This is a genomic window from Pseudomonas fluorescens NCIMB 11764 (genome assembly GCF_000293885.2).
Classification (GTDB): Bacteria; Pseudomonadota; Gammaproteobacteria; order Pseudomonadales; family Pseudomonadaceae; genus Aquipseudomonas; species Aquipseudomonas fluorescens_B.
The window spans coordinates 5063483-5076679 of the sequence record NZ_CP010945.1; the positions used below are offsets into that span (position 1 = coordinate 5063483).

Here is a 13197-nt window from a genome sequence, read left to right on the forward strand (position 1 = left end):
CAAGCTGTTACTGTACGGCCCACAAAGCCCAAGCCGCCTGGATCGGATCTCTGACTTGAAGCGTCCCCTCCTCCTTCTCCTGATCAGCCTGGCCTTGAGCTCTTCCGCAAGCGCGACGATCAGCGAAAGCCATGGTTATGCGCAGTTCGGCACGCTCAAGTACCCGGCCAGATTTACCCACTTCGACTGGGTCAACCCGCAAGCGCCCAAGGGCGGTACGTTGCGGGTGATGGCGTTTGGCACCTTCGATACGCTCAACCCCTACACATTCAAGGGCACGAGCCCGGTCTCCACTGCAAATTTCCTGCAATACGGCATCAACGAGCTGAATGAACCCCTGATGGTCGGCACTGGCCAATACGCACCGTCCGGCGACGAGCCGACGTCCAGTTATGGCCTGATCGCCCAATCGGTGGAATACAGCGAAGACCGCAGTTGGGTGGTGTTCAACCTGCGCCCCGAAGCACGGTTTCACGATGGCACGCCGATCACCGCGTACGACGTCGCGTTCTCCTATCGGCTGCTGCTCAAAGAAGGCCATCCGCAATACCGCACCAATCTTCAGGAAGTGTTGCGGGTCGACGTGCTCAACCCGCAGCGCATTCGTTTTGTTTTCAAGCGTGCCGGGAATCCGCTGTTGATCCTGCGCCTGGGCGAGTTGCCGGTGCTGCCGCAGCATTACTGGAAAGGTCGCGACTTCAAGGCCACCACCTTCGAGCCGCCGCTGGGCAGCGGTCCTTATCGCATCACCTCGGTCACGCCCGGACGCCAGATTGTGTTTGAACGGGTCAAGGATTACTGGGGCAAAGACCTGCCGGTCAATCGCGGCAAGTACAACGTCGACCGCATGGAAGTCGAGTTCTACCGCGACAGCGACGTCGCGTTCGAAGCCTTCAAGGCCGGCGAGTTCGATATCTATATCGAGCATCAGGCGAAGAACTGGGAAAACGGTTACAACTTCCCGGCCGTGCGACGGGGCGATGTCATCAAGGCGCAGATCCCCCATCAGATCCCGACCCAGAGCCAGGGCCTGTTCATGAACAGCCGGCGACCGGCGTTTTCCGACGCCAGGGTCCGTGAAGCGCTGGGGCTGATGTTCGACTTCGAGTGGACCAACCGCACGCTGTTCAGCGGGGCCTACAAGCGCGCCATGAGTTATTACCCCAACAGCGAGTTCTCGGCCACCGGACTTCCGGTCGGTCATGAATGGTTGATGCTCAAACCGTACCGCGAGCAATTGCCCGCCAAGCTGCTCACCGAGCCGTTCAGCCTGCCGCAGACCCAAGGGCGCGGCATTCCACGGGAAACCATGCGCAAGGCCCTGAGCCTGCTCGCCGAAGCCGGCTGGAAGCTGGACGGCCAACACCTGCAGAACGCGGCCAAACAACCACTGCGCCTGGAAATCCTGCTGGTCAACCCGAACCTGGAACGCATCCTCCAGCCTTATGTCGAGAACCTCGCCAGCATCGGCATCGACGCCCGTCTGCGCACGGTAGACCGCGCCCAGTACAAGCAGCGCCTCGATCAGTTCGATTTCGACATGATCCTGATGACCCTCAACCAGACCCTCAGCCCTGGACTTGAGCAATGGCAGTATTTCCATTCCAGCCAGGTCGGGGTCAAGGGCAGCAAAAACTACGCGGGCATCGCCAATCCGGTGGTCGATCATTTACTTGAACAATTGCTCGCCGCCCAGACCCGCGATGAACAGGTTGCCGCCGGCAAAGCCCTGGACCGCGTGCTGTTGTGGCAGCACTACATCATTCCCAACTGGTACCTCAATTATCACCGCCTGGCCTACCGCAACCGGTTCGCCTTTGTCACCACGCCGCCCTACACCCTGGGCCTGAGCGCGTGGTGGCTGAAGTCTTCGGAGAAAGATCGATGAACCCCATACGTGCCCTGCTCTTGCAGGCCAGCGGCCTGTTGTTCGCCGGGCTGGCCTGTGCCGCCCCGCAACACGCCCTGACCCTGTACAACGAGCCGCCGAAATACCCGGCCGACTTCAAACATTTCGACTACGTGAACCCGGATGCGCCCAAGGGCGGAATTTTTCGTCAGGCCGGATTCGGTGGCTTCGACAGCCTTAACCCGTTTATCAGCAAAGGCGTGCCGGCCGACGATATCAGCCTCATCTACGACACCCTCGCCAAACAAGGCCTGGACGAGCCATTCACCGAATACGGACTGGTCGCCGGCAAGATCGAAAAGGCCCCGGACAACAGCTGGGTGCGTTTTTACCTGCGCCCCGAAGCGCGCTTCCACGATGGTCATCCGATCCGTGCCGACGATGTGGTGTTCAGCTTCCAGACCCTGATCAAGGATGGCGCGCCGCTGTACCGCGGTTACTACAGCGATGTCGAAGAAGCCGTCGCCGAAGACCCGCTCACCGTCCTGTTCAAGTTCAAGCACAACAACAACCGCGAACTGCCGCTGATCCTCGGCCAGTTGCCGGTGTTGCCGAAACACTGGTGGGCGACCCGGGACTTCAACAAGGGCAACCTGGAAATGCCATTGGGCAGCGGTCCGTACAAGGTCAGCGAAGTGAAGGCCGGGCGTTCGATTCGCTACGAGCGGGTCAAGGATTACTGGGGCAAGGACCTGCCGGCCAACCGTGGTTTCTACAACTTCGACGTGATGACCACCGATTACTACCGCGACAACACCGTGGCCCTGGAAGCACTCAAGGCCGGTCAGTTCGATTTCTGGCTGGAAATGAGCGCAAAGAACTGGGCCAACGCCTACAACATCCCGGCGGTCGCCGAAGGTCGGCTGAACAAGGAACAGATCCCCAACGGCAACCCGACCGGCATGCAGGGTTTTGTGTTCAACCTTCGCCGCCCGGTGTTCCAGGACGTGCGCGTGCGCCAGGCGCTGACGTTGCTGCTGGACTTCGAATGGACCAACAAGCAGCTGTTCAACGGTGCCTATGTGCGCACCCGCAGTTACTTCGAAAACTCGGAAATGGCAGCCACGGGCTTACCGGATGCCGATCAGTTGGCCATTCTCGACCCGTTCCGCGGCAAGATCCCCGAGCAAGTGTTCACCGAGGCGTTCCAGAACCCGGTGACCGATGCCAGCGGCATGATCCGCACACAGCAACGCAAGGCTTACCAGTTGCTGCAAGAAGCAGGCTGGCGGATCGTCGACGACAAAATGGTCGACGCCAATGGCAAGCCGGTGACCATCGAATTCCTGCTGGCGCAGACCGAGTTCGAGCGAGTGCTGCTGCCGTTCAAGCGCAACCTCAGCGATCTGGGTATCGACCTGGTGATCCGCCGGGTCGACGTCTCGCAGTACATCAACCGCGTGCGCTCACGGGACTTCGACATGATCGTCGGCAGCTTCCCGCAGTCCAATTCGCCGGGTAACGAACAGCGTGAATTCTGGATGTCCGCCGCCGCCGACAAACCCGGCAGCCGTAACTCCATGGGTTTGAAAGACCCGGTGGTGGACCAACTGGTGGAGCAACTGATCAACGCCGATTCGCGCAAAAGCCTGGTGGCCCACGCCCGCGCACTGGACCGCGTGCTGCAATGGGGCTATTACGTGATCCCCAACTGGCACATCAAGACCTGGCGTGTAGCTTACTGGAACCACATCGGTCATCCGAAAATCTCACCCAAGTATGACATCGGCACGGCCACCTGGTGGATCAAGCCCAACGTGGCACCGGCGATAGAAGTCGAAACCAAACTGCAAGCCGACCCTGCGGGCACGGAGTAATAGATGCTGGCGTATATTTTTCGGCGACTGCTGCTGATCATCCCGACCTTGTTCGGCATCCTGCTGATCAACTTCGTGATCATCCAGGCCGCCCCCGGTGGGCCGGTGGAACAGATGATAGCCAAGCTCGAAGGCTTCGAAGGCGCCACCAGCCGCATTGCCGGCGGCGGTGCCGAAGTGTCGGTGGCCGGCTCGGCCTATCGTGGCGCGCAAGGCCTGGACCCCGCACTGGTGAAAGAAATCGAGCACATGTACGGCTTCGACAAATCGGCGCCGGAACGTTTGTGGATCATGGTCAAGAACTACGCCACCCTGGATTTCGGCGACAGTTTCTTCCGCGACGCCAAGGTCATCGACCTGATCAAGGAAAAAATGCCCGTATCGATTTCCCTCGGGCTGTGGAGCACGCTGATCATGTACCTGGTGTCGATCCCGCTGGGGATCGCCAAGGCGACGCGACATGGCAGCCACTTCGATGTCTGGACCAGTTCGGCGATCATCGTCGGCTACGCGATCCCGGCGTTCCTGTTTGCCATCCTGTTGATCGTTGTGTTCGCCGGCGGCAGCTATTTCGACTGGTTCCCGTTACGGGGACTGACCTCGAACAACTTCGATGAACTGAGCATGGGCGGCAAGGTGCTCGATTACTTCTGGCACCTGGCGTTGCCGGTCACCGCGCTGGTGATCGGCAACTTCGCGACCATGACCCTGTTGACCAAAAACAGCTTCCTCGACGAAATCAACAAGCAGTATGTGGTGACGGCAAAAGCCAAGGGCCTGACCAATCACCGCGTGCTCTACGGCCATGTTTTCCGTAACGCCATGCTGCTGGTGATCGCCGGTTTCCCGTCGGCCTTCATCGGGATCTTCTTCACCGGCTCCTTGCTGGTCGAGGTGATTTTCTCCCTCGACGGGCTGGGGCTGATGAGTTTCGAAGCCGCGATCAACCGCGATTACCCGGTGGTCTTCGGCACGCTGTTCATCTTCACGCTGCTCGGGCTGGTGGTGAAGCTGATCGGTGACCTGACCTACACCTTTGTCGATCCGCGCATCGATTTCGAAAGCCGGGAGCATTGAGATGAACCTGTCCCCTCTCAATCGTCGGCGTTTCGAACTGTTCAAGGCCAACAAGCGTGGCTGGTGGTCGCTGTGGCTGTTTCTCGTGCTGTTCGGCCTGAGCCTCGGTGCCGAGCTGATCGCCAACGACAAACCGCTGGTGGTGCATTACGACAACAGCTGGTATTTCCCGGCGATCAAGCGTTACCCGGAAACCGCGTTTGGCGGCGAGTTCCCGCTGGAAGCCAACTACAAAAGCCCCTACATCCGCGAATTGCTCAAGGCCAAGGACGCCTGGGTCCTGTGGGCACCGATTCCCTACAGTTACCAAAGCATCAATTACGACCTGAAAGTCCCGGCCCCGGCGCCGCCGTCGGCCGACAACCTGCTGGGCACGGACGACCAGGGGCGCGATGTGTTGGCGCGAGTGATTTACGGGTTCCGGATTTCGGTGCTGTTTGCCCTGACGCTGACCATTCTCAGCTCGATCATCGGCGTGATCGCAGGTGCCTTGCAGGGTTTCTATGGCGGTTGGGTGGATTTGGCCGGGCAACGTTTCCTAGAGATCTGGTCCGGGTTGCCGGTGCTGTATCTGCTGATCATTCTCGCCAGTTTCGTCCAGCCGAATTTCTGGTGGCTACTGGGGATCATGCTGCTGTTCTCGTGGATGAGCCTGGTGGACGTGGTGCGTGCCGAGTTCCTGCGCGGGCGTAACCTTGAGTACGTGCGCGCCGCCCGGGCGCTGGGCATGCAGAATGGTGCGATCATGTTCCGCCACATCTTGCCTAACGCGATGGTTTCGACCATGACCTTCATGCCGTTCATCCTCACCGGCGCCATTGGTACCCTGACCGCCCTCGACTTTTTGGGCTTCGGCTTGCCGCCGGGCGCGCCGTCCCTGGGTGAACTGGTGGCACAGGGCAAATCCAACCTGCAAGCGCCGTGGCTCGGCATGAGCGCGTTTGCGGTGCTGGCGTTGATGTTGAGTCTGCTGGTGTTCATCGGCGAGTCCGCTCGCGATGCCTTCGACCCGAGGAAGTGAAATGAATCAGGACAATCTGATCGAAGTGCGCGACCTGTCCGTCGAATTCGTCGTCGGCGATCGCTGTCAGCGTGTGGTCGAAGGCGTCAGTTTCGACATCAAGCGCGGCGAAACCCTGGCGCTGGTGGGTGAAAGCGGTTCCGGCAAATCGGTGACCGCGCACTCGATCCTGCGCTTGCTGCCCTACCCGCTCGCCCGGCATCCGTCCGGCACCATCGAGTATTCGGGGCAAGACCTGCTGAGCCTGAAAGAGAAAACCATCCGCCATATCCGTGGCAACCGGATTGCGATGATCTTTCAGGAGCCGATGACTTCGCTCAATCCATTGCACTCGATCGAAAAGCAGATCAACGAAGTCCTGGGCATCCACAAGGGTCTGATCGGCAAAGTCGCGACCAAACGCACGCTGGAGTTGCTGGAGATGGTCGGCATTCCGGAACCCGAGAAGCGCCTGAAAGCCCTGCCCCACGAATTGTCCGGTGGCCAGCGTCAGCGGGTAATGATCGCCATGGCCCTGGCCAACGAGCCGGAACTGCTGATCGCGGATGAACCGACCACCGCGCTGGACGTGACCGTTCAGCTGAAAATCCTCGAATTGCTCAAGGAATTGCAGGCCCGCCTGGGCATGGCGTTGCTACTGATCAGTCACGATTTGAACCTTGTGCGAAGAATTGCGCATCGCGTATGTGTCATGCAGCGCGGTTGCATCGTCGAACAGGCATCGTGCGAAGAGTTGTTCCGCGCGCCGCAGCATCCGTACACTCGGGAACTGCTGGCAGCGGAGCCCAGCGGGACGCCGGCGACCAATGTCATCGGGCCGCCCTTGCTGCAGGTCGAGGACCTGAAGGTCTGGTTCCCGATCAAGAAAGGCTTGCTGAAAAAGACCGTCGACCACATCAAAGCGGTGGACGGGATCAATTTCAGCCTGCCTCAGGGCCAGACCCTGGGGATTGTGGGAGAAAGTGGTTCGGGCAAGTCGACCCTCGGGTTGGCGATTTTGCGGCTGATCGGCAGCAAAGGTGCGATCCGGTTTGAAGGCAAGCAGCTAGACTGCCTGACGCAGCAACAGGTTCGACCGCTGCGGCGGGAGATGCAGGTGGTGTTCCAGGACCCGTTCGGCAGCCTGAGCCCGCGGATGTGCGTGAGCCAGATCGTCGGCGAAGGCCTGCGGATTCACAAGATGGGCACCGAGGCGGAACAGGAACAAGCGATCATTGCGGCACTCAAGGAGGTAGGTCTGGATCCGGAAACCCGGCACCGCTACCCCCACGAATTTTCCGGCGGGCAGCGGCAGAGAATCGCCATTGCCCGGGCATTAGTGCTAAAACCGGCGCTGATATTGCTGGACGAACCGACATCGGCCCTCGACCGGACAGTGCAGCGCCAAGTGGTGGAGCTTTTGCGTTCACTGCAAACCAAGTACAACCTGACGTATCTGTTTATCAGCCATGACCTGGCTGTCGTCAAAGCGCTGAGCCACCAGCTGATGGTGGTCAAGCATGGCCAAGTGGTCGAACAGGGAGACGCGCAAAGTATCTTTGCCGCCCCCCAACATCCGTATACACAGCAGTTGCTGGAAGCCGCTTTCCTGGCACCAGCCACTGCGCAATAACCTGAAAGAGAGGAGCAACACATGGGTTTTCTCGCCGGTAAGCGCGTACTGATCGTCGGTGTCGCCAGCAAGCTGTCCATCGCATCCGGCATCGCTGCCGCCATGCATCGCGAGGGCGCTGAGCTTGCCTTCACTTATCAGAACGACAAACTCAAGGGTCGTGTCGAAGAGTTCGCACAAAGCTGGGGTTCCAACCCTGACCTGTGCTTCCCGTGCGACGTGGCCAGCGATGAAGAAATCGCCAAGGTCTTCGAAGCACTGAGCAAGAAGTGGGACGGCCTGGACTGCATCGTGCACTCCGTCGGCTTCGCCCCGGGCGATCAACTGGACGGCGACTTCACCGAAGCCACCACCCGTGAAGGTTTCCGCATCGCTCACGACATCAGCGCCTACAGCTTCGTGGCCCTGGCCAAAGCGGGTCGCGAAATGATGAAAGGCCGCAATGGCAGCCTGCTGACCCTGTCGTACCTGGGCGCCGAGCGCACCATGCCGAACTACAACGTGATGGGCATGGCCAAGGCTTCGCTGGAAGCTGGCGTGCGTTACCTGGCCGGCTCCCTGGGCCCGGACGGCACCCGCGTCAACTGCGTATCGGCCGGCCCGATCCGCACCCTCGCCGCTTCCGGCATCAAGAACTTCCGCAAGATGCTGGCCGCCAACGAAGCGCAAACCCCGCTGCGTCGCAACGTCACCATCGACGAAGTCGGCAACGCCGGCGCCTTCCTCTGCTCGGACCTGGCGTCCGGCATCAGCGGCGAAATCATGTACGTGGACGGTGGTTTCAACACCACGGCCATGGGCAGCATCGAAGAGTAATCTTCAGCTCGGCCATTAAAAAACCCGCCTCCCGAGGCGGGTTTTTTTGTGCCTGCGATTTCAGGGTTCATGCAAGCCCGCTTGTATGTTCAGACTTGAAGGGGTCCAGACACTTCGCGAACAGCTGCTGGATCGGTTGCATGCGCTGGCTGTAACGCTGCAACAGGACGATCTCGCGGTAGAAGGTCAGCTCGCCCAACCGGATAATCCTGACCTTCGCGCCATACTCCAGCCACAACCCGGCTTCGGGAAGCAGGGACACGCCCAATCCGCATTCAACCATTTTGACGATGGCTTCCAGTTCATCCAGTTCCAGGGCCACTTGCACGTCCATCTGCTGCTCACGCAGAAACCGCGTCACCAGGCGGCCACCGAATGAATTGCGGTCGTAACGCACATGGGGATGGCTCGCGAGGATCTGCAACGGGTCGTCACCCTCAAGCGCCGGCGGCACGATCAGCACAAACGGTTCCGTGCGGAGAACCTGGGCCGACAACTCCTTGGGTAAGTCAAACGGCGGTTTGATCAGAATGGCCAGATCCACTTCGCCGGTGTCGACCTGGCTCAACAGGTTCAGAGACACGCCGGGTACCAGTTTCGGCTCAAGCAACGGTGCTTGCTGGCGCAGGCGCAACAACGCCTGGGGCAGCAACCCGGTCTGGGCCGTGGCCACGGCGCCGATCTTCAACTCGCCGCGATACTCGCTGACATCGTCGCTGACCGCCATCCGGCTGAAGGTTTCCAGCATTTCCCTGGCCATCGGCAATGCCCGTTGCCCCGCCGCATTGAGAATCGCCTGCCGCCCGGTGCGGTCAAACAACCGAATGCCCAGCGCCTGCTCAAGGTTGCGCATCTGTGCGCTGACGGCCGACTGCGTCAGGCCGATGTGCATGCCGGCCGCAGCAAACGTTCCATAACGCGTCACGGCGATAAAGGTCTTCAGTTCACGCAGCATGGCAGTCTCGATTGATCGAAATTATTTGAGCTCGACGCAAAAACTATCGTCTTTCAATCGAAAAGCACAGCGCTAAACTGCCCTTCAACCACCGCCAATCTACGAGGCACCGCGATGCAACTCTCCCCTTTTCACCTGGCCATCCCCGTCTATGACCTTGCGGCCGCCCGGACTTTTTACCGTGACGTCTTCGGCCTGGAGGAAGGCCGCTCCAGCGACCATTGGGTCGACTTCAACTTCTTCGGCCACCAGCTGGTGATTCACCTGGCGCCGAAAAACGCCTCTCAGGAAGCGGCGCACACCAACGCTGTGGACGGGCACGATGTGCCGGTGCCGCATTTTGGCGTGGTGTTGGGGATGGACGAATGGGAGGGTCTTGCCGAACGGTTGAAAGCGCGTGAAACCCGATTTTTGATTGAACCGGGGATTCGGTTTCAGGGGCTGGTGGGCGAGCAGGCGACAATGTTTCTGTTTGATCCCTGTGGCAATGCGCTGGAGTTCAAGGCGTTCAAGGATATCGGGCAATTGTTTGCCAAGTGAAACAAGGGTGATTTTGAGGGCCTCATCGCTGAATTGCCGGCCTACCGGTGCAACACCCTCTCAGCCTCAACCAGCATTTCATCAATCGAGGGGTGAAGACAGGCGTCATATTCAACCTGCCCAATGCTGAAACGAATGTCATAGCCGCGACGCATCGTGGCATTGCGTTCGTCGAGGATTTCTTCGAGCCGCGCCTTGATCGCGGTCAGCTCCACAGCGCTGGAACCCGTCAGCAACGCAACAAACTCATCATCGCCCAGCCGACCGATCACGTCGCTTTCGCGAAAGGCGATACGCAGTACGTCAGCGAAGGTTTTCAGCGCATCGTCACCCTCGGCACGACCGTACAGATAGTTGATGCGTTTGAAGTTATCGAGGTCGAAAAACAGCAAGGTGGCCGGAATCTCAAGGCGCTGACAGGTTTCCAGCCCCAATTGGGCCAGTGAAGTGAAGCCATGGCGATTAGAGAGCAGCGTCAGCTCATCCATGCTCGCCATGGTCACGCCTATCACTTCCTGCTCGGCCTGACGTGCCCTGTGACGCAGTACTTCGCGTGCCTGTTGCGGCGAAAGCGAAGGATCAGCGCTAGCGCCATGTTTGACCGGTTTGCCTGGGATCAGCATGACTTGCTCCAGTGGCGGATATGTACTTTAGAGTCGTCCCAACCCGCTTTGACTCCCGGGTACCAGACCGCCGGTCAACCATCGACCACCGGACAAGGCCCGCCAGCCTCGGCCCAGCGCTTGAATTGAGTCACGAAAATGTCGTGCGGCACCGGCACCGGCGCCCTTCCCTCACCCGGATTCCAGCCCCACAACACCAGTTTGTCGTCGCTGACATGCTTGATCAGTGCCGCGAAATCCCGATCACCGTTGCTGCCGCGATCCTTGATCATCGCGCACAACTTGTCGGCCGGCAGCCCGATCCAGGCCATTTTGTGCGCCGCGGGCGGCAGGCTCCAGTGCGGCGCACCCGGCGGTGCGTTCGGGCCGTAACTGGCGGGCGGGTTGCTGTCGGCGTGGCAGGTGGCGCAGGGCAAACCCGCCGCGCCCTTGCCGTCCATGCCCCGGACCACGTTCATCGCATGGGGAATGCCGGCGTCGAACTGCAACGGCGAATCACCGGGGATATGGCAGTTCTGGCAACGCGGGCTCTGGAAGACTTTTTGCACCGTATCGAAAGCCTTCACGGCTTCCTTGTCGTCAGCAAACAGGTCCGAGGCATAGACCGCAAGGCCCACCAGTACCACCGCGCCAAGCACAAGATGTCGTTTCATTTCACACCCCCGACAGTTGCAAGGGCAATTCGCGCAACCGTTGCCCGGTCAGGGCGAACACGGCGTTGGCCACCGCCGGCGCCGTCGGCGGTACACCCGCCTCGCCGATGCCACCGGGTTTGTCGGTGCTGGGCACGATGTGCACTTCAACCACTGGCATTTCATTGAGCCGCAACACCTGATAGTCGTGATAATTGGACTGTTGCACCTCGCCGTTCTTGAAGGTCAGCTTGCTGTGCAAGGTAAATCCCAGGCCGAAGGTGATGGCCGATTCCATTTGCGCCGCGATGCTCAGCGGGTTGACCGCAATCCCGCAGTCCACCGCACACACCACCCGGTGCACGCGGATCGCCAGATTGTCCTGGGACACCTCGGCGACCTGTGCGACGTAGCTGCCGAAAGACTCATGCACCGCAACACCCAATGCATGACCGTCCGGCAGAGGCGCTGTCCAGTTGGCTTTCTCGACCGCCAGATTCAATACCCCCAGATGCCGCGGATGCGCCTTGAGCAAGGTTCGTCGGTACTCCACCGGATCCTTGCCAGCCGCCTCGGCCAGCTCGTCGATCAGCGACTCCATCACGAAACCGGTGTGGGTGTGCCCGACCGAACGCAGCCACAACACGGTGATGCCGGTTTTCGGCGAATGCAGGTCTACCTGGTGATTGGCCATCCCGGCAAGGTAAGGACTGTCGGCAACGCCTTCGACCGACGTCTTGTCGATGCCGTCCTTGACCATGGTCGCCTCCAGCATGGTCCCGGCCATGATCGACTGCCCGACCATCACGTGCTTCCACGCCATCGGCATGCCGCCGGCATCCAGCCCGATGCGTGCCTGGTGCAGGAATGCCGAGCGGTAGTAGCCGCCGCGAATGTCGTCTTCGCGGGACCACACGGTTTTCACCGGTCCGCCGGCTGCCTTCGCGACCTCCACGGCCTCCGCGACAAAGTCTGACGTCGGGTTGGCCCGACGGCCGAAACCGCCGCCCAGAAACTCGGTATGAATCTCGACCTGTTCCGGTTTGAGCCCGGTGATTTTGCCGGCGATCATCTGATCCAGCGTCTGAAACTGCGTGCCGGTCCAGATCTCGCACTTGTCCTGGGTGATTTTGACCGTGCAGTTGAGCGGCTCCATCGGCGCATGAGCCAGGTACGGCACGCTGTACTCGACGTCGATGGCTTTTGCCGCTTTGGATAACGCGCCCTCGGCATCCCCCGCCTTGCTCGCCGGAGCCCCCGGCGTGGCCGCCAGTTTGCGGAAGCTCTCCAGCAGGTTCTGACTGTCGAGCCCGGCGTTCGGCCCCAAGTCCCAATCGACCTTGAGTGCATCACGCCCCAGCTTCGCCGCCCAATAATGGTCGGCAATCACCGCGACGCCACTCGGCACTTGCACCACTTTATGCACGCCCGGTATCGCCAGCGCTTCGGCGCCCTCAAAGGATTTGACGTGGCCACCCAATACCGGCGGACGCGCGACCATGGCGGTCATCAGACCATCGAACTGCACGTCCATGCCGAATTTGGTACGGCCGGTGATTTTCTCGGGTGTGTCGAGACGCTTGGTGGGTTTGCCGATGACCTTCCAGTCCTTGGCCTCCTTGAAGGCTATCGACGCGGGGGCCGGCACCGGCAACTGGCCCGCGTCATCGGCCAGTTCGCCGTACGTGGCGCGCTGGTCGCCCGCAATGACCACGCCCGACTCGGTACGAATGCTCGACGGCGCGACATTGAAGCGCTTGGCCGCGGCCTCGACCAGCATCAACCGCGCCGCCGCGCCGGCCTGACGATAGCGGTCGAACTCCATCCAGGTCGAAGTTGAACCGCCGGTGATCTGCATCCCGCCAAACCCGGCCAGGCCATAATCGGCGGCCGATGCGGGAGAGTGCTCGACGCGGATTTTCGACCAGTCGGCGTCGAGTTCTTCGGCGATCAGCATGGTCAGGCCGGTCCAGATGCCCTGGCCCATTTCCGAGTGGCCGAGCAGCACCGTGACGCTGTTGTCGTTACCGATGCGTAAAAATGCATTGGGCGCGAAGACGTTGCCCTGATTCTCGGCGCCCATGGCAAAACGGTGCGCGCCAGGGATGACGAACGCGACCACCAGTCCACCGCCCAACAACGCGCTGCCCTTGAGGAAGCCCCGACGCGATAACGGATTGATGCTGTTCATGGCT

At 60.5% G+C, this 13197-nt stretch carries 11 protein-coding genes; 7 read left to right on the forward strand and 4 right to left on the reverse strand.

Going from position 1 to position 13197, the window contains the following annotated elements; translation table 11 throughout:
* The first annotated feature begins 79 nt into the window (after window positions 1-79).
* Genes B723_RS22985 through fabI form a run of 6 tightly spaced genes read left to right on the forward strand, consistent with a single transcriptional unit; the run spans window position 80 to window position 8252 of the window.
* Window positions 80-1888 (forward strand): extracellular solute-binding protein, encoded by a 1809-nt coding sequence (locus B723_RS22985; RefSeq protein WP_416740849.1) that lies wholly within the window; start codon window positions 80-82, stop codon window positions 1886-1888.
* Window positions 1885-3726 (forward strand): extracellular solute-binding protein, encoded by a 1842-nt coding sequence (locus B723_RS22990; RefSeq protein ID WP_017338262.1) that lies wholly within the window; start codon window positions 1885-1887, stop codon window positions 3724-3726. The genes B723_RS22985 and B723_RS22990 overlap by 4 nt, the downstream gene beginning before the upstream one ends.
* 3 nt (window positions 3727-3729) lie before the next feature.
* Window positions 3730-4803: a microcin C ABC transporter permease YejB gene (locus B723_RS22995; protein WP_017338261.1), complete on the forward strand. Its 1074-nt coding sequence runs from the start codon at window positions 3730-3732 to the stop codon at window positions 4801-4803.
* A 1-nt stretch (window position 4804) separates the two neighbouring features.
* Window positions 4805-5824, forward strand: a complete 1020-nt coding sequence (locus B723_RS23000) for an ABC transporter permease (RefSeq protein ID WP_017338260.1) — start codon at window positions 4805-4807, stop codon at window positions 5822-5824.
* Between the two features lies 1 nt (window position 5825).
* The gene (locus tag B723_RS23005) at window positions 5826-7436 is read left to right on the forward strand and encodes an ABC transporter ATP-binding protein (RefSeq protein WP_017338259.1); all 1611 of its coding nucleotides are present in this window, start codon (window positions 5826-5828) and stop codon (window positions 7434-7436) included.
* A gap of 21 nt (window positions 7437-7457) precedes the next feature.
* Window positions 7458-8252, forward strand: a complete 795-nt coding sequence (fabI, locus tag B723_RS23010) for an enoyl-ACP reductase FabI (RefSeq protein ID WP_017338258.1) — start codon at window positions 7458-7460, stop codon at window positions 8250-8252.
* 67 nt (window positions 8253-8319) lie between these two features.
* On the opposite strand, the gene B723_RS23015 is transcribed toward fabI, so the two are convergent.
* Entirely contained in the window at window positions 8320-9207 is an 888-nt protein-coding gene (locus tag B723_RS23015; protein ID WP_017338257.1) for a LysR substrate-binding domain-containing protein, read from the reverse strand.
* A 114-nt stretch (window positions 9208-9321) separates the two neighbouring features.
* Here B723_RS23015 and B723_RS23020 point away from each other — a divergent pair, with 114 nt between their 5' ends.
* On the forward strand, window positions 9322-9747 hold the full coding sequence (locus B723_RS23020) for a VOC family protein (RefSeq protein WP_017338256.1): 426 nt from the start codon (window positions 9322-9324) through the stop codon (window positions 9745-9747).
* 41 nt (window positions 9748-9788) lie between these two features.
* Here B723_RS23020 and B723_RS23025 read toward each other — a convergent pair whose 3' ends face one another.
* The 3 genes from B723_RS23025 to B723_RS23035 all read right to left on the reverse strand — a co-directional run bounded on the left by B723_RS23025 (window position 9789) and on the right by B723_RS23035 (window position 13193).
* The gene (locus B723_RS23025) at window positions 9789-10370 is read right to left on the reverse strand and encodes a GGDEF domain-containing protein (protein WP_017338255.1); all 582 of its coding nucleotides are present in this window, start codon (window positions 10368-10370) and stop codon (window positions 9789-9791) included.
* Window positions 10371-10444: 74 nt separating this feature from the next.
* Window positions 10445-11023, reverse strand: coding sequence for a hypothetical protein (locus B723_RS23030; protein WP_017338254.1), 579 nt, complete (start codon window positions 11021-11023; stop codon window positions 10445-10447).
* A 1-nt stretch (window position 11024) separates the two neighbouring features.
* A complete protein-coding gene (locus tag B723_RS23035) occupies window positions 11025-13193 on the reverse strand; it encodes a xanthine dehydrogenase family protein molybdopterin-binding subunit (protein WP_017338253.1) in 2169 nt (722 codons plus the stop codon).
* Window positions 13194-13197 lie beyond the last annotated feature (4 nt).

Excerpts from the sequence above, each read along its gene's own strand:
- B723_RS23025 (WP_017338255.1), bottom strand. The coding sequence starts at position 10,370 with ATGCTGATCCCAGGCAAACCGGTCAAACATGGCGCTAGCGCTGATCCT.
- B723_RS23000 (WP_017338260.1), top strand. The coding sequence starts at position 4,805 with ATGAACCTGTCCCCTCTCAATCGTCGGCGTTTCGAACTGTTCAAGGCC.
- B723_RS22990 (WP_017338262.1), top strand. The coding sequence starts at position 1,885 with ATGAACCCCATACGTGCCCTGCTCTTGCAGGCCAGCGGCCTGTTGTTC.
- B723_RS23005 (WP_017338259.1), top strand. The coding sequence starts at position 5,826 with ATGAATCAGGACAATCTGATCGAAGTGCGCGACCTGTCCGTCGAATTC.
- B723_RS22995 (WP_017338261.1), top strand. The coding sequence starts at position 3,730 with ATGCTGGCGTATATTTTTCGGCGACTGCTGCTGATCATCCCGACCTTG.
- B723_RS23015 (WP_017338257.1), bottom strand. The coding sequence starts at position 9,207 with ATGCTGCGTGAACTGAAGACCTTTATCGCCGTGACGCGTTATGGAACG.
- B723_RS23035 (WP_017338253.1), bottom strand. The coding sequence starts at position 13,193 with ATGAACAGCATCAATCCGTTATCGCGTCGGGGCTTCCTCAAGGGCAGC.
- B723_RS23030 (WP_017338254.1), bottom strand. The coding sequence starts at position 11,023 with ATGAAACGACATCTTGTGCTTGGCGCGGTGGTACTGGTGGGCCTTGCG.
- fabI (WP_017338258.1), top strand. The coding sequence starts at position 7,458 with ATGGGTTTTCTCGCCGGTAAGCGCGTACTGATCGTCGGTGTCGCCAGC.
- B723_RS23020 (WP_017338256.1), top strand. The coding sequence starts at position 9,322 with ATGCAACTCTCCCCTTTTCACCTGGCCATCCCCGTCTATGACCTTGCG.